Here is a 21,356-nt window from a genome sequence, read left to right as displayed (position 1 = left end):
TCATTGATAGCTTTCCACTTGGACATAATGGATTCTCTTTTTTGTTTTACACTTTCTTTGAATAGGCATAGATGAATATGCCGTTGTCACTCTTCTTGCTGTGCAAGCCCTTGCGCTGCTTCATGACGATGAGAACGCCACCGACAGCTACGGCGAGGACTAGCAGCACGAGTCCTGCCACGAAACCGAAGATGCAGTAGCCGAGGATGAAACCCGCAACGGCTCCTCCTGCGGTGGCTGCCGCCCAGTAGATGTAGCGTCCCTGCAACCCGAAGAACTCCAATGGACGTTGCAGTCCCTTGAAAATGGGATAATCCGGAAAACGCTCTTGCTTTGTATCTGCCATAACTGTCAGTGTTTTAACGTTCTACATACTCACAATCTCACGCTGCGTTTAACCTCCAATGCCGAAGAACAGAGGCAGTGCCTGGGCTGCTGCAATGAGGAAAATACATGCGCCGACGACCATCATGATCTTCTTTTTCACGTCCTGTTCCTCGTTGTTCATGGCGATGTAAACGCTTATGGCTCCGACAATTGCAACGACACCTGCAATGGCATAGCAGAGCTTCACCACGATAGGTACATACTTGGCAATCTCCTCCGTCACTGTGGTAAGCGCGGTCGTTCCTGCCGAGTAGTCGCCGGCTGCGTTCTGTGCCATTGCTGCGGTGGTGCCGACAAGCAACATCAGGGCGAGCGTTTTCATGCGCTGTGAAGAGAAGAATCCCTTCACCTTCTTGTTAATCCTTTCAAACATTCTTTTTACCTTTTAATTTGTTACACTTTGAGTTATCTTATCTCGTATCACCTGTATCTCAAATCTGATAACCGAAGAAAGCGGGGAAGACGATGGTCGCTCCTATGAGGAACAGGCAGGCTCCCACCAGCATCATGATGTTCTTCTTCACTCCTTCTTCGCCCGTATTCATCTTTATATATATCTGCAAGGCGCTGACTATGACCACGATGCCCGCCACTGCATAGCACAGATAAACGATATAGAGCATCATCGTCACGGCATAGTCATGGGCACTCGCAAGTGCGTCCGCTCCCCAGCTGTAGTCCACGTTGCCACACTTAGCACTGGCCAGAGCTGGGGTTAAAGCGGCATATAATGATAGAAATGCACTTCTTGTTTTTGACATCATATCTCATTATTGAGTGATTCCACCTTGACCATGTCACGTCCATTGTGACGAAGACCGCGGGCGATGATGGTGTTGTTCAATTCTTCCGAATACATGGGGTCGGAATAGGTGGTATTCACTTCCTCCATCTTCTTCTCGATTGCGCTTTGTATCTTTTCAAGCACATGAGGCTTGCTCTCTTCCGCAGTGGCGGCTGCCTCCTCTGTAGGCTCTGCAAGCTGCTTCTCCTCGTAGGCTGTCTCATATTGGTTGTCGCCTACGCTGAAACCACCGTCGCTCTCGCTGACCGCTATCGACTCTTCCTCGTCGGTCATGTCACTGACATCAAACGACTCGCCCTGTGACTTCTCGTCCTTGGGCTTTCCGTACAGATCCTGCACGATGATGACCGTATAGTAGATGACATAGATTATGGTCACGACAATGGCGAATATTACAAATGACTTCATATTTTCAAGTTTGATTTTACTATGGTTTGGCTTATTGCCGATGCAAAGGAACTACCTTTTCTTCAATCTTAAACCGAAATGACTTTCCGCGGAGCCAAATCTTAACTCTAATTTTGATTACACTCGCAATCATACTCAAAAATCAAACTCGAAAGGCACAAAAAAAGCCCTTCCGATAGGGAAGAGCTTGTAAAGAGGGTGGATGAAAAAAATGTGGATGGCTATATGGTCAGGTACTTGCCATGGGAGAAGTCCTGATGTTCGTTAGAGAAAACATAGCCCAACTGGTTGGACAAGCATTGGGTGTTGCCTATCCTGGCATCGATGTTGGTGTGCGAATGTCCGTATATCCAATAGTCTATGCCGCTATCGGTGATATAGTCCTCCAACTCTACGGTGAACGCCACGTTTGCCTTGCTGCCTTGAAACTTTGGGTGGAGCATACGGAACGATGGTACATGATGGGTGACAACAATCTTATGGGCTGCTTGCGAATATGCCACTGCATCCTTGATAAAGGTGAGGCAACGTTCATGCTCAGCATTGAATTGGGCATGGGTCATCAGCTCACCTTTATATAATATACGGCGGAAGTCGCTTATCACTTGCTCGGTGAAGTAAGCGTCCTCCAAAGGAATCCTCGACCAAAGGGTGGAGAGGATGATGTCGGTGTCGCCAATCCTCGCAATACCGTTGTAGTGGCTGAATACATTGGGACGTACCTCCAAGAGATAGCCGTCGGGCAGTGTCGCCACATCATAATATTTGTAGAACTCATGGTTGCCCATGCAGCAATGCACCTCCTTGTAGTTCTCCGATGCCCAGTCCCAAAAGGGATGCTTGGAGTAGTTGTCATCGCCGAGATAGCCGATGTCGCCGGCAAGCAGCAGTATGTCGCCCGTCACCTCCAAGGGGTGGGCTTTCAGATACCGCCAATTGTCGGCAAACTCCAGATGCAGGTCGGATGCGTATTGTATCTTCATATTGGTCATGCTTCTATAAACAATTCATCCAGTTGATCTAACAGTCCGGTCACAAATGCCTCGTCTTGACCGAGTGACTTTGACAATGGTTCTGCGAGAGTTGACCAGTCGGCTCTGATGGAGGCGACAAACTCCCTTATACATGCCACTATTGAAGCAGGAGCCTCAATGTTGTCCTCAGTCATTATGACCACATTTTTCAGGATGTCCGAACGGTGCTTCTTGATGTCTTTGGTGTTCACATGCTTGCCGTCCCGCTTGTCTGCCATGAGATTTAGGTAGGCTCTTGCCTTCAGTGCTATCAAGGCAGCGGAATTGGCATGGCGTATGCCATCAGTCAGTTGGCTGTGTGCGATAGTAAAGTGATAGTAATCATCGTCCATGATGATGGCACTAAGACTCGACACATCTTCATCGGTCGGGATAGGTTCTATGACAAATCCCTTTGGCTCTCCAAGCACGTCGGGGTGGCGTGACAGCAGTTCTATCATCTCGGGATAGCCGTCTTTACCATCAAGGAAACGATACATTTCATACCTTGGTGGCTCACCAGCCTCCTGTTTCCTCTTTTCAGGTCGATAGCCAGCCTCCCGCACAAACTGCCAGAAGCGATTGGCGAAAGCCTCGGTCATGTTCTCTACGATGACTATCATGTCGATGTCGTGTGTGGCGCGTGGACGCACCACGGTATTGGTCATGGTGATGTCACAGGCTGCTCCGCCTATCACCACATAGTTTTCTGAGTATTCCGCAAATGCTTCACGGAACTTGACTAATCCTTCCATTTCTGTTCACTGATTATTCGTTCTACTTCTTTTTCTACTCTCGGATCATCATCATCTCTCAACGAAAGGACAAGGGAAAGGCGATCAACCCACTGGCTTTTGTCGCCCATTTTGCTGACAACAGGGTATTTCCATACCTCTATGATATAGTTGCCGTCATAGATGTTGGGATTCTCCATGACATCAGCCGACTTGACGGCACGATATTCCTTGCTTGTCATCATTATCATCTCTTCCCGGTCACGATTAAGCATGGAATAATGTGCCAGGGCATTGATGCCGCATACGGGGTATTCCGCATCCAAGCGTATGTCATCGCAAAAGATGCGGTTCTCCACAGGTGACAGCAAGACGTTCTGAGCCTTGTCCCACAGTTCCTTGCCCTTCAACTCGAAGTGTACCACCTTGCTGCGCTGTCCGTTCTGAATCTTTTGACACAGTCCTACATCTTCAAGACAGGTGACACCCAACGTGACGCTTTCGTAAGAATATGGAAGCAACGGTGCAATATCCCTTGGCGACATTCCTTCAATACTGCCCACCTGTAGGTGATAGAGTAGTATGTATTGCGCCACAGGGGTCAATACTTCGGCAATCTTCCTGTTGCTTGTCTTCTCCAATGCTATGATGCCTGGCAGATGGGCATATTCCTCGGACATGACAAAGAAGACTCCTTTGTCTGCCAGTCTGTGTCGCTCGTAGGTGGGTCCGGGCGCAAGGATAAACACCGCAGGCAGTCCCAGGGCTTCGGTCAACCGCTTGCCCGTGATGGCGCAAGTCCGTGGAGAGGGATTGCCCTTCTTGGGCTCAACGAACAGCAGGGGCGTGCCTTGGTATGTGCCATCATAGAAACGGTATGAGAGTTTCTCGCCAACCGTGATGCCTTTCAGGCTTTCCTTGGCACGAGGTTCCACCTCAAAGCGTCTGCCCAATATCCTTATTTCTTTTTTCAATTCCATTCTGCTACATTTTAATAATGTATTAAAACGATGCAAAAATAAGGATAATAATTGAGAATCAAGCATGTTTGGGCGAAAAAGTGCAGATTTGATATGTAATTTCAATGCATTTGAGCCATTTTTGCATCAAATGATGGTGTTTTCGTCTTTATAATGTCATTCAGATGCCGTTCGTTTCTTCCTCATCAGATAGTCGTTGACATCCTTGTAGTCGGCATATCTGAAGGACTCGTCCGTCACCCTGTACTCGAATACATTGCTGATGCTCTCAACCGTCTTGCGTCCTGCCTGGTCGTTGTCGAGGAAGCAATGGATGTGGGTGTAACGGTCAAGGTAATGCAATGCCTGTTTGAGGTTGGCGACTGAGTTCAGTATCATATAGTCGCAAGGGCTTTCAACGACAAACCATCGGTCTTGCTGTTTAACGAGGGTCATATAAGCAAGGAAGTCCATGAAGCCCTCAAAGACCAGACAACCGTTTTGCCACTCGTTGAACGTATGGGCAAGCAGGGTGATGTCCTTATGCCCGATGCAGCCCTTGAAATAGGGATTGCGCACCTCATGTCCTTCACTCAGATTGCCAAAGGCAATGCCATAGTAATGTTTTTGCTCAACCTTGTAGTGTATCTCCCTGCAATACATCCTGCCAATGGTGATGTCTATCCGTCGGCTACTGAAATAGGACAGCAGAGAATGGTTGCTCAGTGGGAGCAGCTTCACATCGTTCATCTTGGTTGTCGTGTATTCCTTGGCTGCGATAGCGGTCTCGATTGCCTTATCCACAGTGGCAATACTCTTGGACGCAAGGTAGGCAAGGGCATCGGAAACGGATTGTTTGTTATACATACGCTTTACCAGCTCCACAAGGTCACCGCCCTCCTTAATGGCGTAGTCGTACCACAGGTTCTCCTTCTTGCTGACCTTGAACGATGCGGTCTTCTCGTCCCTGAAGGGTGACAGATACCAGTAGGCATTGCCCTTCTTCTTTTTCAGCGTTACATTCTCCTTGTCTAAGAAGTCTATAATGCTCAGTTTCTTCGATTGTTCAATATTCATTGTACTTTCATTTGTTCGGTTTTACTTTGTCCATGGAAACAGTTTACTTTACCCTTTCTCCTATATAGGCACACCCGTAAACTAAACCATTTGCTAAACTACTTTTCCGCTTCCCAATTCAGCCTCCGATTTCGGTTTACTTTGGCCTTATTTCTTATATATAGGTACGGACGTAAACTAAACTGGTTTCTGAACTGTTTTTATTCCTCTTCATGGAACAGGTCAATCTCGGCAGGTGTATATCCGAAATAGTAATGATTATCCCGCTTCACTATGAGCTTTTGCTCGTTAATCAGGTATTTCAGCATTTTGATGATGACGCTTCTGCCACGCTTAAAGCCAATGTCTGCATAGGCTTGCGTTAATTCCTCCACCATGCGATCGAATCCTTTGATAGGTTTCTCCTTGAATGCAGCCGTCAGCGCCTCGTTATGCTGTTCGGATGTCAAGTCTTGGTAAGTAAACCTTGACGGTTGCTTGTCACCTTCTTCCTTCTCCGGCGTGTGCTCGACAATCTCTGGCAACCCTTCCTCATTGACTGTAAAGGCAAACGGCTTGAACTCCTTCTCACGGATGTGCATCGCCTTCACCTCGCTGATGTCGGGATTGGTGGTGCTCTTGGTGATGACAAGCACCGTCTCTGCCTTGTTGTTCATCTCCGTACCGATATGCCCGCGCACGTTATTGTCGCCCTTGTTCTGATGCAATACGCAATGGATGTGCAGGTCATACTTTGATGACCATTCCATCATCTTGTTGATGACCTCGACCGATTCTCCCGCATTGTTGATGTCGAGAAGCAGGTCTCTGATTCCGTCGATGATGACCAGTCCATAGCTTTGGTCTTGGGCAAGCGCATAGTCTATGACCTCTATCCTGACGGAGGGCGTGTACTCTCTCAGACAGATAAAGTCAAGGTTCTCGTTGTCGATGCTTGTAGGTAGACCAGCGAGCTTCAGGATGCGCTCCAGCACATTATGGCAGTGATAGCGGCTCTGCTCCGTATCTACATACAGTATCTTGCGTTTCCCCTCTGGCAGACTGGCGCGATAGTTCAGTACCTTGCCGTTGGCGAGGGAAGCGGCTACCAAGGCAGACACGTTGAAGGTCTTTTTCGCCTTTGCCTTACCAGTAGAAGCACTGAAGTTGCCCAATGTGGCTATGCTGGAATTATCAACCCATATAATCTGAGGAGGTGTTTTATAAGTATCTGTTGCCTTTATCAACGATTCGCTCAATATGCGATTGAGACGCTGTACTCCTTCCTCTTTTGAGTTAGGCTGTACATGTTTGTTATTTTCTTCCATTTTCATTCTTTCGGATTATCAATTTCTATTTTCGTTACCATTCCAATGACCTCTTGTTTGTTTTGGAGCAGCCACTTGTCGATTTCTTCTCTATTAAAATACAGCATTTTTCCCCTTGGCTTATAGTGTGGAACTTCTTTTGCGGCTGTAAGTTTGTATAGCAGGCTTTCAGAAACACCAATATACTTACATGCTTCGTCAAACCCCAAGACGGTTTTGGTCTGCTTGACCATCTTCTCCAATTCCTCGATTCGCTCTATTAGTTTGTCAATAGGTCCCAAAGCCTCCAAACTGTCTTCTATTGCGACAATTCGCTCATAGAGTCTAAAATGTCTTTCATTCATGTGTCACGTACCTTAATTAAATTGTTTACAGACAGTAGCACGGTTATATTAGCCGTCTATTCTTTCTTTGTGTAGATAGTACATATTCCTCTGCTTCTCTTTGAATCTCGTTCTTCGATTTGCCCTTGGTTCCTTGAAGCCATTCATCTATCTCAGATTTGAGGAACATGATGCGTTTGCCTCTCTTGTGAAACGGTATTTCCCGATTGCTTGTCCAGCAATATATGGTATGCTCTACCGGATGTGTTGGGAGATAAGCACATAATTCAGCAACCGTAAACCATGTTTCTTCTTTTTCTGATTGAACAAGTTCATATATACCATCAATCTTGTCTTCTAATGATGACAGCTTTTTCAGTACCCCCGTTATAGCGTTGGGAATATCTTCAAATCTTATACTATTTTCTTCCATGCTAATTATTTTTTATGATTTTTGATGCAAAGTTATGGGGAGACTGTCACTAAATAGAAAAAGTAACGTGATAGTAAGGCAGTATCAACCAAACTATCACGTTTTTACTTTCATTTAGCAGAATTATTGTGATTTATTCCTCTCTTAATATCTGTTCGATGGATTTGCAGATGGCATATTGACTTGCTGTCATGGAAACGTTTCTTCTTATCCTTGAAAGAGAAGAGGAAAGACAACTTGAAGTTATGAATTTCTCTGTTCCATCCTTTTTGATACTGGTTAAGAAGCGACCTTCTCCCATGACATATTGCCAATTATTGTTTATCAAATGGTATTGAGCCATAGCGTCAAACAGTACGGCTACATTACGTACATTCTTTACACGGATAGATGCGTCCAAGTCGCACTTGAATAGGCGACACAACTCGCTACGCACATCACTGTTGTCGGCAAAATCAAATATGTCGTGACTTTGGACAAGTTCTACCAACAAATCCATCTGTCTGTCTGACAATTGGCATCCCAAAGTGAGGATGGACGATTTCTTTCGGGTAAGGATTGGCAGACCAGTACCCACATGTTGAAGAAACAACTCAATAAGTTCCTGCTTGGAATAATCTTCTTTTTTCTTGATTATTGACACACACTTAGAGTCTCTAAACAAAGTACCAATAATGCCAATTGCCATCTGTCGCGAGTTCTTACAACGTGCACAATCACAGTCAATATATTGGTGACTGCGCTCAAATAGTTCTATGAAGTACTCTGTCTTCATATGATTCTTTTCAGCTTGAAGATACCAACTTCTTGCGATCTCAAACAACTCATACAGTTCTCTGTAGAAGTCTTCTGTACACTCCACATGTTTGTGGACACGCTTGCTCTCTTCAAAAAGAGAGAAGCCAAAAAAGGCTGTCTTTTTTCATTTTTATCTGTTTATTGTTATAAATGTTTGGTTTCCACGAAAGGTTAAAGTGCCAAAACAATAGCATCATTACATAGAATGTTGAAAATGAAAGGCACTAAAAACCACCTGTACAATAAAGGACTTATTGATACAAGTGGTCTTCTATACTAAGTGCTTACAAATGATAATCACTATTCATCTATGTCCAACTTAAAAGCTTCTGTAGCTTCATCTTTCTTCTTGTCAATTACTTTTGCGTAGATTTGCGTGGTTTTTACATTGGTATGCCCTAACATTTTGCTTACGGTATATATGTCTGTACCGTTAGCCAATTGTAACGTTGCATAGGTGTGGCGGAAGCAATGAAAGGTGATGTGCTTGGTAATCCCTGATGCTTTTACCCACCGTTCCAAAGGCCTAGATATCCATGAAGGGTCAGGCAGTCCGGCAAACACCAACAGTTCTCCGTCTTTCTTGCGCTCACCGCAAAGCTTGTATGCCTGTGGCGATATAGGCATGTATTCAACGCCCTTAGTCTTCTGCTGAGTGAAATTGAGACGGTACCCACCATTGTATTCTTCAACCTCTGACCATTTAAGCTTTTGAATATCGCTATGTCGCATTCCTGTCAGTGCAGAGAACAAGGCTGCCCGTTTTAGTATATCATCACACGGAGTCTTTGCCAATATATTAAGTTCTTCCAGTGACAGATACTCTCTTCGAGCACTCTGAAACATGATATTTTTAGCCTTGGCAGCAATATCACAATTCAGATAGCCATCCACGAAAGCTTGTTTGAGTGCCGCCTTGAAGATAGAGAAGTACGTCGATGCCGTATTCCTTGAAATAGTTCCTTTCTTAGAACCACCCTGCGGTGCCTTTATCAAGAAGGAACGGAATGCCTCAATATACTTCATGTCAATCTGCGAGAACTGTATGTAGTCACACTTGGCAAACATTGACAACAGTGTGTGCAATCTGCGCCAGTTGACAACTATCGATTCTGACGCAGTTTCCTCTCTTTCTTTGATTAACTTCTCAATATACTCCAGAACATTGCATTTTGAGCGTTCGCTTTGTTCTGCCATTTCCATTTGCTGGTCAGTAAAGAGAGCCATGTTGTCGTACTCTTTTTGACGCAGGACTCGAACGCCATCCGCATAAAGGCAAGTTTCCATATCTTGCTTGGATTTACACTGAATAACGCCATTGTCATCTCGCTTGGGCTTGTACTTTATTCTACCAGCAACGGCTCGCTCGCTTCGTCGTTTATCCCATATAGGGGTAGTAATAGACCTCCTGAGATATTCACGCACTCGTTTGGGTTTGTCATTTCCCGTCTCATAAACAGGATAAGCTTCAAGATAGATGAACCACTCATCTCTCCACTCACTTTTCTTTAATTTGACGGAGACTTTAGTATAATCTAATCTTTTCATAATGGTTTTATATCTTTATAAAGTTTGTCTATTGATTCCTTGTGAGCATACACATAATTACCGATTTGCCGGGTCGGTATTGAGTATTTTCGTATATGAGCATACACGGTGCTGTCATCCAGATGAAATTTCTTGGAAATCTCACCTATTGTATAGCAATCCTCTGGTTCCATGCGGTACATGGTAACTGGTTTCCTTGGCTTGGTGTCAAGCGGAGACTGTCTTAACGGAAACAGATTCATTAGTTCTCCTTTGCATACAAGTCGTATTCCTTTCTCTGGCTCAATGAAGGAAATCTTTTTCATGTAGATGAGCCTATAAATGGTTGAGCGGCTTGCACCAAACATAGCATACGCTTCCGTTATGCTGATATACTCTTTAGACTTGGGCATATTGCTTACAATCTTGTCCAGTTCAAGTTGGCGTTTTTCTTCATCATGCTTACGCTTCCACGCCACCTTGGAGCATTTGGGTGAACAATACCAGGACTCCAAAGTCCTTGCGAAGAACTCTTCTCCGCACACAGGACATTTCCGTACTATCTTATACTTTGCTACTGCCATAATTCATTCATTTTGTAGTTCTTAATATCTATTCTTCTCATCATATCTACTTTTTCTTACAGGTACAAATAAGGTACAGATGTTTATAATAATAACGCAAAGATAGCAATATTATTGTGTACGGCCAAAAACAAGAAAAGCGTGTAACTCATTGAGCTACACGCTTTCCATTTGATATTGTATTCTTATTTCTCTATGTGCTTATTTCACCTCTTCAAAATCCGCATCCTGCACATTGTCTTTGTTGTTTGTGCTTTGGCTGTTGTTTGCCTGACCAGCGTTAGGACCTGCTTGTGCACCTCCTTGAGCACCGGTCTGGGCATACATTTCTGCGCTTGCTGCTTGGAAGGCAGCCTGCAGTTCTGCGCTTGCGGCGTCTATGCCTGCCAAATCCTGAGCCTTGTGAGCATCTTTCAATTTCTGAAGAGCGGCTTCGATAGGAGCTTTCTTGTCGGCAGGAATCTTGTCGCCAAGGTCTTTCAACTGATTTTCGGTGGTGAAAATCAAGCTGTCTGCCTGATTCAGCTTATCTACTTTCTCACGTTCCTTCTTATCGGCTTCTGCATTGGCAGATGCTTCGGCTTTCATACGTTCGATTTCTTCTTTGCTCAAGCCAGAGGAAGCTTCGATACGGATAGCCTGTTCCTTGCCGGTAGCCTTATCTTTGGCAGATACTTTCAGAATACCGTTGGCATCGATATCGAATGTAACCTCAATCTGGGGGACACCACGGCGTGCCGGAGCGATACCTGTCAAGTTGAACTGACCGATTGACTTGTTCTGTGCTGCCATCGGACGTTCGCCTTGCAATACGTGGATGGTCACTTCGGTCTGGTTATCGGCTGCCGTAGAGAATACTTCGCTCTTCTTGCACGGGATAGTCGTGTTGGCGTCAATCAGTTTGGTCATGACACCACCCATGGTTTCGATACCCAAGGTCAACGGAGTGACATCCAGCAATACGATGTTGCCTACACCAGCTTCTTTGTTCAATACGGCACCCTGAATAGCTGCACCTACGGCTACTACTTCATCCGGGTTTACACCTTTTGAAGGAACTTTACCGAAGAAGTCTTGAACCAGTTGCTGAACTGCCGGGATACGTGAAGAACCACCTACAAGGATGACTTCGTCGATATCCGAGTTGCTCAAGCCTGCATCGCTCATGGCTTTCTTGCACGGTTCCAGACAAGCCTGGATTAAATCGTGGGTCAATTGTTCGAATTTAGCACGAGTCAATGTCTTAACCAAGTGCTTGGGCACACCGGCTACCGGCATGATGTACGGCAGGTTGATTTCGGTAGATGAAGAAGAAGACAATTCAATCTTTGCTTTTTCAGCTGCCTCTTTCAGACGTTGCATAGCCATCGGGTCAGTAGTCAGGTCGGCACCTTCATCGTTCTTGAATTCTTGAACCAGCCAGTTGATGATAGCTTGGTCGAAGTCATCACCACCCAGGTGTGTATCACCATTGGTTGCCAATACTTCGAATACGCCGCCACCGAATTCCAGTATTGAAATATCGAATGTACCGCCACCGAGGTCGAACACAGCTACTTTCATGTCCTTGTTGGCTTTGTCGACACCGTATGCCAAAGCGGCTGCTGTCGGTTCGTTGACAATACGTTTCACGTCCAGTCCTGCAATCTGTCCGGCTTCTTTCGTAGCCTGACGCTGTGAGTCTGAGAAGTATGCCGGAACGGTAATAACGGCTTCGGTTACTTCCTGGCCCAGATAATCTTCAGCGGTTTTCTTCATCTTCTGAAGAATCATGGCTGAAATTTCTTGCGGAGTGTACAGACGTCCGTCAATGTCTACACGCGGTGTATTATTTTCTCCTCTTGCTACTTGATAAGGAACACGAGAGATTTCTTTCTGAACTTGGTCGTATGTTTCACCCATGAAACGTTTGATAGAATATACTGTACGTTTCGGGTTCGTGATAGCCTGACGCTTAGCGGGGTCGCCCACTTTACGTTCGCCGCCGTCTACGAATGCTACGACTGAAGGAGTGGTGCGTTTGCCTTCGCTGTTGGCAATCACAACCGGTTCGTTACCTTCGAATACTGCTACACATGAGTTTGTAGTTCCTAAGTCAATACCAATAATCTTTCCCATAATTGTATTTTTTTTATTTGTTTGCTAATTAAGTTGATTTTGTAACACCGAAGCGTTACGCTTATTAGTAAACAAATGCCGTGCCAAGCGTAAAAGTCCTTTGTTTTGTTTTGTGTGGACTGACAAAATGTCGGTCGAAACTGACAAGCTAAATAGATATGCTTAGACAGTGTGTCGGATAGAAGTGCAGATTGTGGCTTTTTCGAACCGGATATCAATGCAGTATTGGCAGGTTGTTACTGTTCGATTTAGACTTTATTAATGCGGATGTGTCGGGTTTTTCGTTATTTTTGCCCTTTCGTTAGCAAAAGAGTCATGAAATATCTATACCTTATTATATATATAGCAATCGGATGGTTCTTGGGAATAACAGCCGCACAAGCTCAACATCAGATAGTGACCGGACGGTTGGTATTGGAAAACGGGAATCATGAAGAACCTCTTTCATATGCCAACGTGGCGGTTTTTCGTTTACCGGATACGCTCTTGGTGAAAGGTGTGGTTACGGATACCAGTGGACATTTTTGTCTAGACTTCAAGAGAAAAAGTAAAATCGGCTATTTATTGAGGGCTTCATTTACCGGATGTGTTCCTTTGCTGAAAGTACTTGATGAAGTGGGAGATACTATCCGGTTGGGAACGTTGCGGATGCATGATGAAGCTTTACGTCTCTCGGAAGTGGTAGTGACAGCTCCACTTAAACCGATGGAACAGAAGGGAGATACTACCATTTACAATGTAGCGGCATTTCCTACTCCCGAAGGTTCATATTTGGAAGCCTTGGTACGGCGCATCCCTGGGTTGTCGTATGATTCGAAGAGCGGAGAAATGAAATTTAACGGCTATCCTATTCGGCAGATTACGGTAAACGGGAAAGACTTTTTCCGTGGGAACAAAGATGTGGTTCTGGAAAACCTGCCTGTTAGATTTGTCAGCCAGCTGAAAGTGTATGACAAACCGACAGAACAGGAAAAGATTACCGGCATGAAATCGAATGAGAAAAATTATGTGCTCGACTTGCAAACCAAACGGGAGTTTAATGGAACCCTGCTGGCAAATATTGAAGCTGGTTATGGCACGCACAAACGTCGTGATCTGAATGGCAGGATGATGCGTTTTAAAGAGAATGGGGATAATTTTATGGTAAGCGCACGTTCGACTAACCGCAATTCTACCACCGCTGATGAAGACAACATTTCCAATTCGGTCAACCTGAATGTTTCGAAGAATGTGAAAGAAGGATTAAGTCTGTCGGGAAATGTCAATTACATGTATAACCGTGACGGAGGGCTATCAGGGACATATAGTGAACAATACTTGAGTAGTGGTAATCAGTATCTTTTGTCGGAAAATGATCAGTTGGGGAAGAACCAGAATACGAATGGACGTTTCGATATGAACTGGGATATCAGCAAGCAGACCACTCTTATCTTTTCTGCTATGGGAGGTTATGGCGATGATGAAAGCCGGAACGAAAGCCGTACCGCTACTTTCAATGCTCCTCTGGATGCTGATACGAAAGCACCTTTTGCCCATATTGACGAGATAGGTAGGGAGATGTGGATAAACGACAACCGTCAGCAAACTTTGGGGCGAGGCAAACGTTTCAATTATGATTTGCGCCTGGAACTGGTGCAGAAAATCGGCACGAAGGGAGATTTTTTAAGCCTTGATGTCAACCATACTTATCAAAAGAACCGCCAGCATGCTTATACACTTTCTTCTATAGACTATTACCAATTGCAGAATGTGTCGGGAGGTGATTCGCTTTATTACCAGAACCAGTACCGCCATACGCCTCAAAGCTCGATGAATGATGAAGTGCGTTTGGGCTATACACATGCTTTTACCAAGAAATCACATATACAGCTTTCGTACGGATTAGAGAATGATTATGAACGTTTAGACGGTATGACTTATGATTTGTCTCGTCGGGAAACCGGGCATTTTGTCTTAGGTGCTTTGCCGGAAGGATATGAAGTGGATGAGGTGGATAGTCTGCGTACAAGAAGTCATAGTCGTACTCTTGGACATAATCTTTCATTTCGTTACAACTATACGGATGAAGTTTGGGGAATGGTGGCAAGTGTGGACATGACTCCCCAACGCCGTTCTATTGAACAGGCTACGGGCGAACATTATGCTGATACAGTGGTACGTTCGGTAGAATGGCGTTCGCAACTGAGTTTTTCGTACCAGAAAGACGGACGTTTTTTTGTGTTAAGTTATAACGGGAATACTTCGCAGCCTCGGTTGGAAGATATGATGGCACCTACCGATTACAGTTCGCCCTTGTATATTCGCCGGAGCAATCCGCACTTGCGTCCTTCGTACCGGCATTCGATGCATGCGATATTCAACAATTTCCAAAAAGGTTTTATGGCTTCGCTTATGTGGAATCAGACTTTCAACGCGGTGACGCGTGCTACCTATTATGATAGAGAGACAGGAGGACGCGAGACTCTTCCGGTTAATATTAACGGTAATTGGGGGATTATGGGAAACGGGTATTACGACAAGCGCATCAAGCAATTTCATGTGAACATAAATGCTTCGGGAGGATACGACCGCAACGTGAGTTTAATCAATGAAGACGGGACTCAGAATAGCCGGAGTGTGACGGGGGCTACTACATTGAGCAGTAACGTGCGGTTGGCTTACTTGCCGTCGTGGGGCAATATTGATTTGACTGGTACATGGACATTTTACCAATCGAAGAACTCGTTACAGAACCGTAATACGTATACCCGGAACTATACGTGCGGCATAGAAAGTTCGGTTAATTTGCCGTTTCATTTCATGGTAAGTACAGATGCCGGTTATGTATTCCGTAGTGGAACCGGTATGGATGGAAAAAGCGATAATGAACTTTTGTGGAACTTGAAAATTTCGTGGAAGTTCTTGAAAGAGAGGCGAGGAGAATTGTCAGTTTACTGGGCAGATATCCTGAGCCAGCGGAAAAGCTTTACGCGTTATGCCAGTGCTACGGCTTTCAGCGAACGGTATGAAGAACAATTGAGAGGGTATGCCATGGTTTCTTTCATTTATCGTTTCGAGCGTATGAAGTGAAAGAAACGCTGCTTGATGCGGATTGAGGTGGATGCGGTTACGATTTGAGTTTTTTAGATGAATATAGGTGCAATCCACCATGCAATCAACATCAAGCCGTGTTGCAGTCAAGTGATTAGTTGCCCGAAAGCTTTTCACCTGTGTTGCGTGTCAGCGTCAGAATTTCGGTACCATTTTCGTCCAGCAGGGCGAGGGTTTGGTCTTGGTTGGAAGAGAAGCTGTTCACTTTGCTCAGTGCTTCCAGAATCTGACGTTCAGTTTCCATATCAGGGCAAGCCATCATCGTGGAAATCATTTGTGAGAATTTCAACGAGTTATCTTTGCCTTCTTCTTGCGAGAAACTTCCATTGATAACATTACAACCGGCATTGCCGTGTACCCGTTTCTGTTCGATATCAAAAGCTAGGAACGGCGTGTTTTCGGTTTTGCCAAGTTGTGTATTGCCGATGGCACTGACAATCCATTCACCGTTTAGGTCATTGATGGAAAAAGCGGGGAGCTGGCGTTTCTCCAGTGTCATAAGCGCTTTGCCTTCTGCATCGGTCAGGCTTAAGCCCTGGGCTGTTTCGGTGTATCCCGTTACGTTGTCCAATGCTTGCAATACTTTGCTTTCTGTTTCCATATCCGGACACATCATACGGGTCGTTCCTATTTGTCCGAACTGTATCTTCCCCGGATGTAATGAGTCTATCTCGAAACTTCCTGTCATCCGGTTGCATCCGGCATTCCCGTATACTCGTTTTTTTTTCATGTCCAGTCCGATAAATGGTGTGTTGGCAGCATTGATTTTATCGCCGTTTACCGTTACGATGTTCCATTCTCCCGTCAGGTCAATAGGCTGTACGGCTTGTTTGCTACTTTTACATGCACTCATTCCTATGCCTGCACAAAGCAGGACAGCTGCTTTTAAAACTACTTTCTTCATAAATTTTGTCCTTGTTTTAGATAGTTTGCTATTACAAAAATACGGATATACTCGGAATACTGCATGAAGTTTCGGAAAAATTTATATCTTTGCAGGGTGAACGGTAACGTTTACCGGGCATTAAATCTGAAAAATAAGAAATGAGTAAAGTATTGATTATCGGTGCAGGCGGTGTAGGTACCGTGGTTGCACACAAAGTGGCTCAACATCCCGAGGTGTTTACGGAAGTGATGATTGCCAGCCGTACCCAGTCGAAGTGCGATGCAATTGTAAAAGCAATCGGCAATCCCAACATCAAGACCGCTAAGGTAGATGCAGACAATGTAGACGAACTGGTGGCTTTATTCAATGGGTTTAAACCCGAAATCGTTATTAATGTGGCTCTTCCATATCAGGACCTGACGATTATGGAAGCTTGCCTGAAAGCGGGCGTGAATTATCTGGACACGGCAAATTATGAGCCGAAAGACGTGGCTCACTTCGAATATAGCTGGCAATGGGCATATAAGAAACGTTTCGAGGATGCCGGGTTGACCGCTATCTTAGGTTGCGGCTTCGATCCGGGGGTAAGCGGTATATACACGGCATACGCAGCCAAGCATCATTTCGACGAAATCCAGTACTTGGATATCGTAGACTGCAATGCGGGCAACCATCATAAGGCTTTCGCCACCAACTTCAATCCCGAAATCAACATCCGCGAGATTACCCAGAACGGACGTTATTACGAGGACGGGAAGTGGATTACCACCAAGCCGCTGGAAATCCATAAGGATTTGACTTATCCCAATATCGGTCCGCGCGACTCGTATTTGCTTTATCACGAGGAACTGGAGTCGTTGGTGAAGAATTTCCCGACCATCAAGCGTGCCCGCTTCTGGATGACCTTCGGCCAGGAATACCTGACCCACCTGCGTGTGATTCAGGATATCGGCATGGCAAGCATCGAGCCGATTAATTATAACGGAATGGAAATCGTGCCGCTCCAGTTCTTGAAGGCAGTGCTGCCTAATCCGCAAGACCTGGGCGAGAATTACGAAGGCGAAACGTCTATCGGATGCCGCATCCGGGGTATCAAGGACGGTAAGGAGCGTACCTATTATGTATATAACAACTGCTCGCATCAGGAAGCCTATAAGGAAACCGGCATGCAAGGCGTAAGCTATACGACGGGTGTTCCGGCGATGATTGGCGCGATGATGTTCGTGAAAGGCTTGTGGAAGCGTCCGGGTGTATGGAACGTGGAAGAATTCGACCCCGATCCGTTTATGGACGAACTGAACAAGAACGGCTTGCCGTGGCATGAGGTATTCGACGGCGATTTGGAACTGTAATTCAGTGAATAATTAACAATGAATAATTAATTAACGGGATTTGCTTCGTTGTTAGTTATTCATTGGGGATGTCACTATTCATTATTAACTATTCATTATTAATTAAAGAAATGATTGTAGGCGACAAGGCTCCCGATTTATTGGGCGTGGACCAAAACGGGAAAGAAATACATTTGAGCGATTACAAAGGGCGTAAAGTGGTGCTTTATTTCTATCCGAAAGACATGACCTCGGGCTGCACCGCTCAGGCATGCAACCTGCGTGACAATTACGATGAACTGCGCAAGGCAGGTTATGAAGTGGTAGGTGTAAGCATCAACGACCAGAAGTCGCACCAGAAGTTTATTGAGAAAAACCAGCTTCCCTTTACGCTGATTGCTGATACGGAACATAAACTGACCGAGGAATTTGGCGCATGGGGTGAGAAGAGCATGTGCGGCCGCAAGTATATGGGCACGTTCCGTACGACATTTATTATCAACGAAGAAGGTGTCGTAGAGCGTGTCATCTCTCCGAAAGAGGTGAAGACAAAAGACCATGCGGCGCAGATATTAAAATAATCATGAAGGTACGAGGTACCAGTTGACTAGGTACTAGGTTTTAAATAGGTTTACTTATGTATTTAGAGCCTGGTCAACTAGTACCTGATACCTAGTCAACTAAAAGAATAAGGTATGGCAAAAAAAGATGAATTGGCATTTGAAGGAGGGGTAGAAAGTGCTTCTTCGAAACCGAATAACAGCGAGAAGTTAAAGGCATTGCAAGCTGCAATGGATAAGATAGAAAAAAATTTTGGTAAAGGGTCGATAATGAAAATGGGTGATGACCATGTGGAAGAAGTGGAAGTCATTCCTACCGGCTCTATCGCCTTGAATGCGGCATTGGGGGTAGGAGGTTATCCCAAAGGACGTATTATTGAAATCTACGGACCAGAATCTTCGGGAAAAACGACACTTGCCATCCATGCCATTGCGGAAGCACAAAAGAATGGAGGTATTGCGGCATTTATTGATGCTGAACATGCGTTCGACCGTTTCTATGCGGCAAAGTTGGGAGTAGACATTGACAATCTGTGGATTTCCCAACCGGATAACGGCGAACAGGCATTGGAAATCGCTGAACAATTGATTCGCTCATCGGCTATCGATATTATTGTTATCGACTCGGTGGCTGCCCTTACTCCGAAGGCAGAGATTGAAGGTGATATGGGCGACAATAAAGTCGGACTGCAGGCACGCTTGATGTCGCAGGCTTTGCGCAAGCTGACTTCGGCTATCAGCAAGACCAATACCACGTGTATTTTCATCAACCAGTTGCGCGAGAAAATAGGCGTAATGTTTGGCAATCCCGAAACTACTACCGGAGGAAATGCCTTGAAGTTTTATGCTTCCGTACGTTTGGATATCCGCCGTATCTCCCAATTGAAAGACGGGGAAGATGTAATCGGAAACCAAGTGCGTGTGAAAGTGGTGAAGAACAAGGTCGCTCCTCCTTTCCGCAAGGCAGAGTTTGACATCATGTTCGGTGAAGGTATCTCGCACAGTGGAGAGATTATCGATTTGGGGTCAGAATTGGGCATTATCAAGAAAAGTGGTTCATGGTATAGCTATAACGATACTAAGTTGGGGCAAGGACGTGATGCTGCCAAGCAGTGTATTCAGGATAATCCCGAACTGGCTGATGAATTGGAAGAGCTTATCTTTTCAGCTTTGAAGGATAAAGAATAATATGAAAATGTCCGCCAGTCTTATTTTGAGAGATAAAAGTTAGATGAAGATTGATTGCGGATATTCAATAGAATAAAATGTAATACCAATATAGAAGGTGGACCGTCATCTTCGGGCAGGGAGGACGGTTTCCCTTTTTTAATCTATCTAATTATGAATATGAAATTGACACATCTGCTTTTTACTGTCGGTGCTTTGCTGTTGGCTGTTGCCGGCAAAGCTCAGAAAGTTTCGGCCGATATACCTTATCGTTTTGCTACGCGGGCAGAAGCACAGATGCTTATTACCGACATAGACCAATATACTAACAGCTGGAACCAGTTCGATATCAATGCGCGCCTTCAGTCCCTAAACGGAAGGAAGTCACAATTATTGACATTGGCTATGGAGTCGACTCGCGAATGGGGCGATGCAGACCGGTCAAAATTGAATAAAGCATTTATGGCAGTAGAGGCGGCTATCAAAAAACAGAAGTTGAAACTTCCTTTTCCTTCCGAAGTGATTTTGTTGAAAACTTCTATGGCAGAAGAAGGAGGAGCGGCTGCTTATACTCGTGAGAATTGGATAGCTATCGGTGAACAGGTTTTGGAAAAAGCGTCAGATGATGATTTGGCACGTCTTATAGCACATGAACTTTTCCATCTTTTGACAAGGGCAGATGTTGCATTCAAGAAAAAGGTTTATTCTGTAATTGGATTTAATGTACTTGACCGTCCGATTGTTTTCCCTGCCGATTTGATGCAAAAACTTATTTCCAATCCGGATGTAAGTTGTCATGACAGTTATGCACCATTTACAATAGATGGTAAGTCAATGAATTGTGCCATGGTGATTTATACCGATAGGGCTTATACAGAGGGTTCTTTAAATCAATATATACAAATAGGGCTTGTACCTTTGAATGAACAATTTATACCTTACCAGCAAAACGGAATAACTACGATTTATGCTCCTGAGCAAGTTTCTGACTTTCAAGAACGGATAGATAAGAATACAGCGTATGCCATTGATCCGGAAGAAGTATTGGCAGACAATTTTTCTTATGTATTGTTTGGTAAAGCTGATTTGTCCGACCCGCAGTTAGTGGAAAACTTGGCAAAAGCCATGCAGTAAGAAAGTATGTTTGGAGTACAAAGACACGAAAAACACCGTTTTTTCAATGGATAATTGACGTTTTCTCTCGGTGTTTTTCGTGTTTTTATATTCTATTTTTTACATTTTTAGCTGGTAGGTAAAAGTATGTTGTAAAGCAGGGGCTGATTATTCTTATTTTTTTGTGAACGTGCACGGGAATATCCAATTTTTTTTATATCTTGCAAACGTAACCTTTTAAAAAATATACGATTATGGAAGTACATCATGATGAAGCGCAGAGAAAGTTTTGGGTAGAAGTTGATGGCTATAAGGCAGATATGGCTTATGTATTGGGTAAAGATCATTTGGATATTCGCCATACACTTGTACCGGAAGCGATTGGTGGAAGAGGCATTGCCTCAATGTTGGTGAAAACTGCATACGATTATGCTCGGAATAAGGGTTTAAAGCCCGTTGCTACATGTTCTTATGCTGTACGATGGTTGCAAAGGCATCCTGAATATCAAGGCGAAATCAGCGCGGATTATGCAGGAAGTGGTACTTGCGCCTTATAAGAGAAGTAAAGAATAGGGGGCAAAATTCAATTTTTGAAATATGAACTTTCAATTTTAAAAACTGTTTTTGAATTTAGTTCCTATGTTTGTAATGTGCTAGCAAAATAGCATAAAGCCAAGAGAATTATTAAATTTGTAAATGAAAGAAATAACTTAATAAAACCTATGACTTTATGCGT

At 44.5% G+C, this 21,356-nt stretch carries 22 protein-coding genes; 6 read left to right on the top strand and 16 right to left on the bottom strand.

Annotated features, from left to right (window positions below; all coding sequences use genetic code 11):
* Positions 1 to 46: 46 nt before the first annotated feature.
* The 15 genes from B5F71_RS03005 to dnaK all read right to left on the bottom strand — a co-directional run bounded on the left by B5F71_RS03005 (position 47) and on the right by dnaK (position 12,473).
* Positions 47 to 346 (bottom strand): DUF4133 domain-containing protein, encoded by a 300-nt coding sequence (locus tag B5F71_RS03005; RefSeq protein ID WP_005816074.1) that lies wholly within the window; start codon positions 344 to 346, stop codon positions 47 to 49.
* A gap of 48 nt (positions 347 to 394) precedes the next feature.
* The gene (locus B5F71_RS03000) at positions 395 to 760 is read right to left on the bottom strand and encodes a DUF4134 domain-containing protein (RefSeq protein ID WP_007837354.1); all 366 of its coding nucleotides are present in this window, start codon (positions 758 to 760) and stop codon (positions 395 to 397) included.
* Positions 761 to 818: 58 nt separating this feature from the next.
* Entirely contained in the window at positions 819 to 1,151 is a 333-nt protein-coding gene (locus B5F71_RS02995; protein WP_005812854.1) for a DUF4134 domain-containing protein, read from the bottom strand.
* A complete protein-coding gene (locus B5F71_RS02990) occupies positions 1,148 to 1,600 on the bottom strand; it encodes a hypothetical protein (RefSeq protein ID WP_005812857.1) in 453 nt (150 codons plus the stop codon). The genes B5F71_RS02995 and B5F71_RS02990 overlap by 4 nt, the downstream gene beginning before the upstream one ends.
* 221 nt (positions 1,601 to 1,821) lie before the next feature.
* Positions 1,822 to 2,583, bottom strand: a complete 762-nt coding sequence (locus B5F71_RS02985) for a metallophosphoesterase (protein ID WP_005812859.1) — start codon at positions 2,581 to 2,583, stop codon at positions 1,822 to 1,824.
* A gap of 5 nt (positions 2,584 to 2,588) precedes the next feature.
* Complete coding sequence (locus B5F71_RS02980; protein WP_005812861.1) at positions 2,589 to 3,368, bottom strand: hypothetical protein; 780 nt, start codon at positions 3,366 to 3,368, stop codon at positions 2,589 to 2,591.
* Entirely contained in the window at positions 3,356 to 4,327 is a 972-nt protein-coding gene (locus B5F71_RS02975; protein ID WP_005812863.1) for a hypothetical protein, read from the bottom strand. The genes B5F71_RS02980 and B5F71_RS02975 overlap by 13 nt, the downstream gene beginning before the upstream one ends.
* Positions 4,328 to 4,483: 156 nt before the next feature.
* Positions 4,484 to 5,383 carry a toprim domain-containing protein gene (locus tag B5F71_RS02970; RefSeq protein WP_005812865.1) on the bottom strand — a complete coding sequence of 300 codons (900 nt, stop codon included), beginning with the start codon at positions 5,381 to 5,383 and terminating at the stop codon, positions 4,484 to 4,486.
* Positions 5,384 to 5,583: 200 nt separating this feature from the next.
* Positions 5,584 to 6,690 carry an AAA family ATPase gene (locus tag B5F71_RS02965; protein WP_005812867.1) on the bottom strand — a complete coding sequence of 369 codons (1,107 nt, stop codon included), beginning with the start codon at positions 6,688 to 6,690 and terminating at the stop codon, positions 5,584 to 5,586.
* A gap of 2 nt (positions 6,691 to 6,692) precedes the next feature.
* On the bottom strand, positions 6,693 to 7,034 hold the full coding sequence (locus B5F71_RS02960; protein ID WP_005812869.1) for a helix-turn-helix domain-containing protein: 342 nt from the start codon (positions 7,032 to 7,034) through the stop codon (positions 6,693 to 6,695).
* Positions 7,035 to 7,077: 43 nt separating this feature from the next.
* Positions 7,078 to 7,446 (bottom strand): helix-turn-helix domain-containing protein, encoded by a 369-nt coding sequence (locus tag B5F71_RS02955; protein ID WP_004320284.1) that lies wholly within the window; start codon positions 7,444 to 7,446, stop codon positions 7,078 to 7,080.
* 133 nt (positions 7,447 to 7,579) lie between these two features.
* A complete protein-coding gene (locus tag B5F71_RS02950) occupies positions 7,580 to 8,134 on the bottom strand; it encodes a hypothetical protein (protein ID WP_021935591.1) in 555 nt (184 codons plus the stop codon).
* A gap of 410 nt (positions 8,135 to 8,544) precedes the next feature.
* Positions 8,545 to 9,792, bottom strand: coding sequence for a site-specific integrase (locus B5F71_RS02945; protein ID WP_005812874.1), 1,248 nt, complete (start codon positions 9,790 to 9,792; stop codon positions 8,545 to 8,547).
* Positions 9,789 to 10,355 carry a hypothetical protein gene (locus tag B5F71_RS02940; protein WP_005812876.1) on the bottom strand — a complete coding sequence of 189 codons (567 nt, stop codon included), beginning with the start codon at positions 10,353 to 10,355 and terminating at the stop codon, positions 9,789 to 9,791. Before B5F71_RS02940 ends, B5F71_RS02945 begins: the two co-directional genes overlap by 4 nt.
* A 201-nt stretch (positions 10,356 to 10,556) precedes the next feature.
* Positions 10,557 to 12,473: a molecular chaperone DnaK gene (dnaK, locus tag B5F71_RS02935; protein WP_013617574.1), complete on the bottom strand. Its 1,917-nt coding sequence runs from the start codon at positions 12,471 to 12,473 to the stop codon at positions 10,557 to 10,559.
* A 315-nt stretch (positions 12,474 to 12,788) separates the two neighbouring features.
* Here dnaK and B5F71_RS02930 point away from each other — a divergent pair, with 315 nt between their 5' ends.
* On the top strand, positions 12,789 to 15,542 hold the full coding sequence (locus B5F71_RS02930) for an outer membrane beta-barrel protein (protein ID WP_087207600.1): 2,754 nt from the start codon (positions 12,789 to 12,791) through the stop codon (positions 15,540 to 15,542).
* A 115-nt stretch (positions 15,543 to 15,657) separates the two neighbouring features.
* Here B5F71_RS02930 and B5F71_RS02925 read toward each other — a convergent pair whose 3' ends face one another.
* Positions 15,658 to 16,467, bottom strand: coding sequence for an META domain-containing protein (locus B5F71_RS02925; protein ID WP_087207599.1), 810 nt, complete (start codon positions 16,465 to 16,467; stop codon positions 15,658 to 15,660).
* Between the two features lie 140 nt (positions 16,468 to 16,607).
* Here B5F71_RS02925 and B5F71_RS02920 point away from each other — a divergent pair, with 140 nt between their 5' ends.
* The 5 genes from B5F71_RS02920 (at position 16,608) to B5F71_RS02900 (ending at position 21,177) form a co-directional block, all read left to right on the top strand.
* Positions 16,608 to 17,801, top strand: a complete 1,194-nt coding sequence (locus B5F71_RS02920; protein ID WP_013617571.1) for a saccharopine dehydrogenase family protein — start codon at positions 16,608 to 16,610, stop codon at positions 17,799 to 17,801.
* 110 nt (positions 17,802 to 17,911) lie between these two features.
* Positions 17,912 to 18,361: a thioredoxin-dependent thiol peroxidase gene (gene bcp, locus B5F71_RS02915; protein WP_013617570.1), complete on the top strand. Its 450-nt coding sequence runs from the start codon at positions 17,912 to 17,914 to the stop codon at positions 18,359 to 18,361.
* A 114-nt stretch (positions 18,362 to 18,475) separates the two neighbouring features.
* Complete coding sequence (gene recA / locus B5F71_RS02910) at positions 18,476 to 19,528, top strand: recombinase RecA (protein WP_022038606.1); 1,053 nt, start codon at positions 18,476 to 18,478, stop codon at positions 19,526 to 19,528.
* Positions 19,529 to 19,681: 153 nt separating this feature from the next.
* Positions 19,682 to 20,641, top strand: coding sequence for a hypothetical protein (locus B5F71_RS02905; protein WP_241148540.1), 960 nt, complete (start codon positions 19,682 to 19,684; stop codon positions 20,639 to 20,641).
* A 233-nt stretch (positions 20,642 to 20,874) separates the two neighbouring features.
* Positions 20,875 to 21,177, top strand: a complete 303-nt coding sequence (locus tag B5F71_RS02900) for a GNAT family N-acetyltransferase (RefSeq protein WP_022039157.1) — start codon at positions 20,875 to 20,877, stop codon at positions 21,175 to 21,177.
* Positions 21,178 to 21,356: the final 179 nt, after the last annotated feature.

This window comes from Bacteroides sp. An269, assembly GCF_002159755.1.
GTDB lineage: Bacteria > Bacteroidota > Bacteroidia > Bacteroidales > Bacteroidaceae > Phocaeicola > Phocaeicola intestinalis.
This window is presented reverse-complemented; position numbering and strand designations above follow the sequence as displayed.

Coding starts and splice junctions, on each gene's coding strand:
- B5F71_RS03005 (WP_005816074.1), bottom strand. CDS start 346: ATGGCAGATACAAAGCAAGAGCGTTTTCCGGATTATCCCATTTTCAAG.
- B5F71_RS03000 (WP_007837354.1), bottom strand. CDS start 760: ATGTTTGAAAGGATTAACAAGAAGGTGAAGGGATTCTTCTCTTCACAG.
- B5F71_RS02995 (WP_005812854.1), bottom strand. CDS start 1,151: ATGATGTCAAAAACAAGAAGTGCATTTCTATCATTATATGCCGCTTTA.
- B5F71_RS02990 (WP_005812857.1), bottom strand. CDS start 1,600: ATGAAGTCATTTGTAATATTCGCCATTGTCGTGACCATAATCTATGTC.
- B5F71_RS02985 (WP_005812859.1), bottom strand. CDS start 2,583: ATGAAGATACAATACGCATCCGACCTGCATCTGGAGTTTGCCGACAAT.
- B5F71_RS02980 (WP_005812861.1), bottom strand. CDS start 3,368: ATGGAAGGATTAGTCAAGTTCCGTGAAGCATTTGCGGAATACTCAGAA.
- B5F71_RS02975 (WP_005812863.1), bottom strand. CDS start 4,327: ATGGAATTGAAAAAAGAAATAAGGATATTGGGCAGACGCTTTGAGGTG.
- B5F71_RS02970 (WP_005812865.1), bottom strand. CDS start 5,383: ATGAATATTGAACAATCGAAGAAACTGAGCATTATAGACTTCTTAGAC.
- B5F71_RS02965 (WP_005812867.1), bottom strand. CDS start 6,690: ATGGAAGAAAATAACAAACATGTACAGCCTAACTCAAAAGAGGAAGGA.
- B5F71_RS02960 (WP_005812869.1), bottom strand. CDS start 7,034: ATGAATGAAAGACATTTTAGACTCTATGAGCGAATTGTCGCAATAGAA.
- B5F71_RS02955 (WP_004320284.1), bottom strand. CDS start 7,446: ATGGAAGAAAATAGTATAAGATTTGAAGATATTCCCAACGCTATAACG.
- B5F71_RS02950 (WP_021935591.1), bottom strand. CDS start 8,134: ATGGCAATTGGCATTATTGGTACTTTGTTTAGAGACTCTAAGTGTGTG.
- B5F71_RS02945 (WP_005812874.1), bottom strand. CDS start 9,792: ATGAAAAGATTAGATTATACTAAAGTCTCCGTCAAATTAAAGAAAAGT.
- B5F71_RS02940 (WP_005812876.1), bottom strand. CDS start 10,355: ATGGCAGTAGCAAAGTATAAGATAGTACGGAAATGTCCTGTGTGCGGA.
- dnaK (WP_013617574.1), bottom strand. CDS start 12,473: ATGGGAAAGATTATTGGTATTGACTTAGGAACTACAAACTCATGTGTA.
- B5F71_RS02930 (WP_087207600.1), top strand. CDS start 12,789: ATGAAATATCTATACCTTATTATATATATAGCAATCGGATGGTTCTTG.
- B5F71_RS02925 (WP_087207599.1), bottom strand. CDS start 16,467: ATGAAGAAAGTAGTTTTAAAAGCAGCTGTCCTGCTTTGTGCAGGCATA.
- B5F71_RS02920 (WP_013617571.1), top strand. CDS start 16,608: ATGAGTAAAGTATTGATTATCGGTGCAGGCGGTGTAGGTACCGTGGTT.
- bcp (WP_013617570.1), top strand. CDS start 17,912: ATGATTGTAGGCGACAAGGCTCCCGATTTATTGGGCGTGGACCAAAAC.
- recA (WP_022038606.1), top strand. CDS start 18,476: ATGGCAAAAAAAGATGAATTGGCATTTGAAGGAGGGGTAGAAAGTGCT.
- B5F71_RS02905 (WP_241148540.1), top strand. CDS start 19,682: ATGAATATGAAATTGACACATCTGCTTTTTACTGTCGGTGCTTTGCTG.
- B5F71_RS02900 (WP_022039157.1), top strand. CDS start 20,875: ATGGAAGTACATCATGATGAAGCGCAGAGAAAGTTTTGGGTAGAAGTT.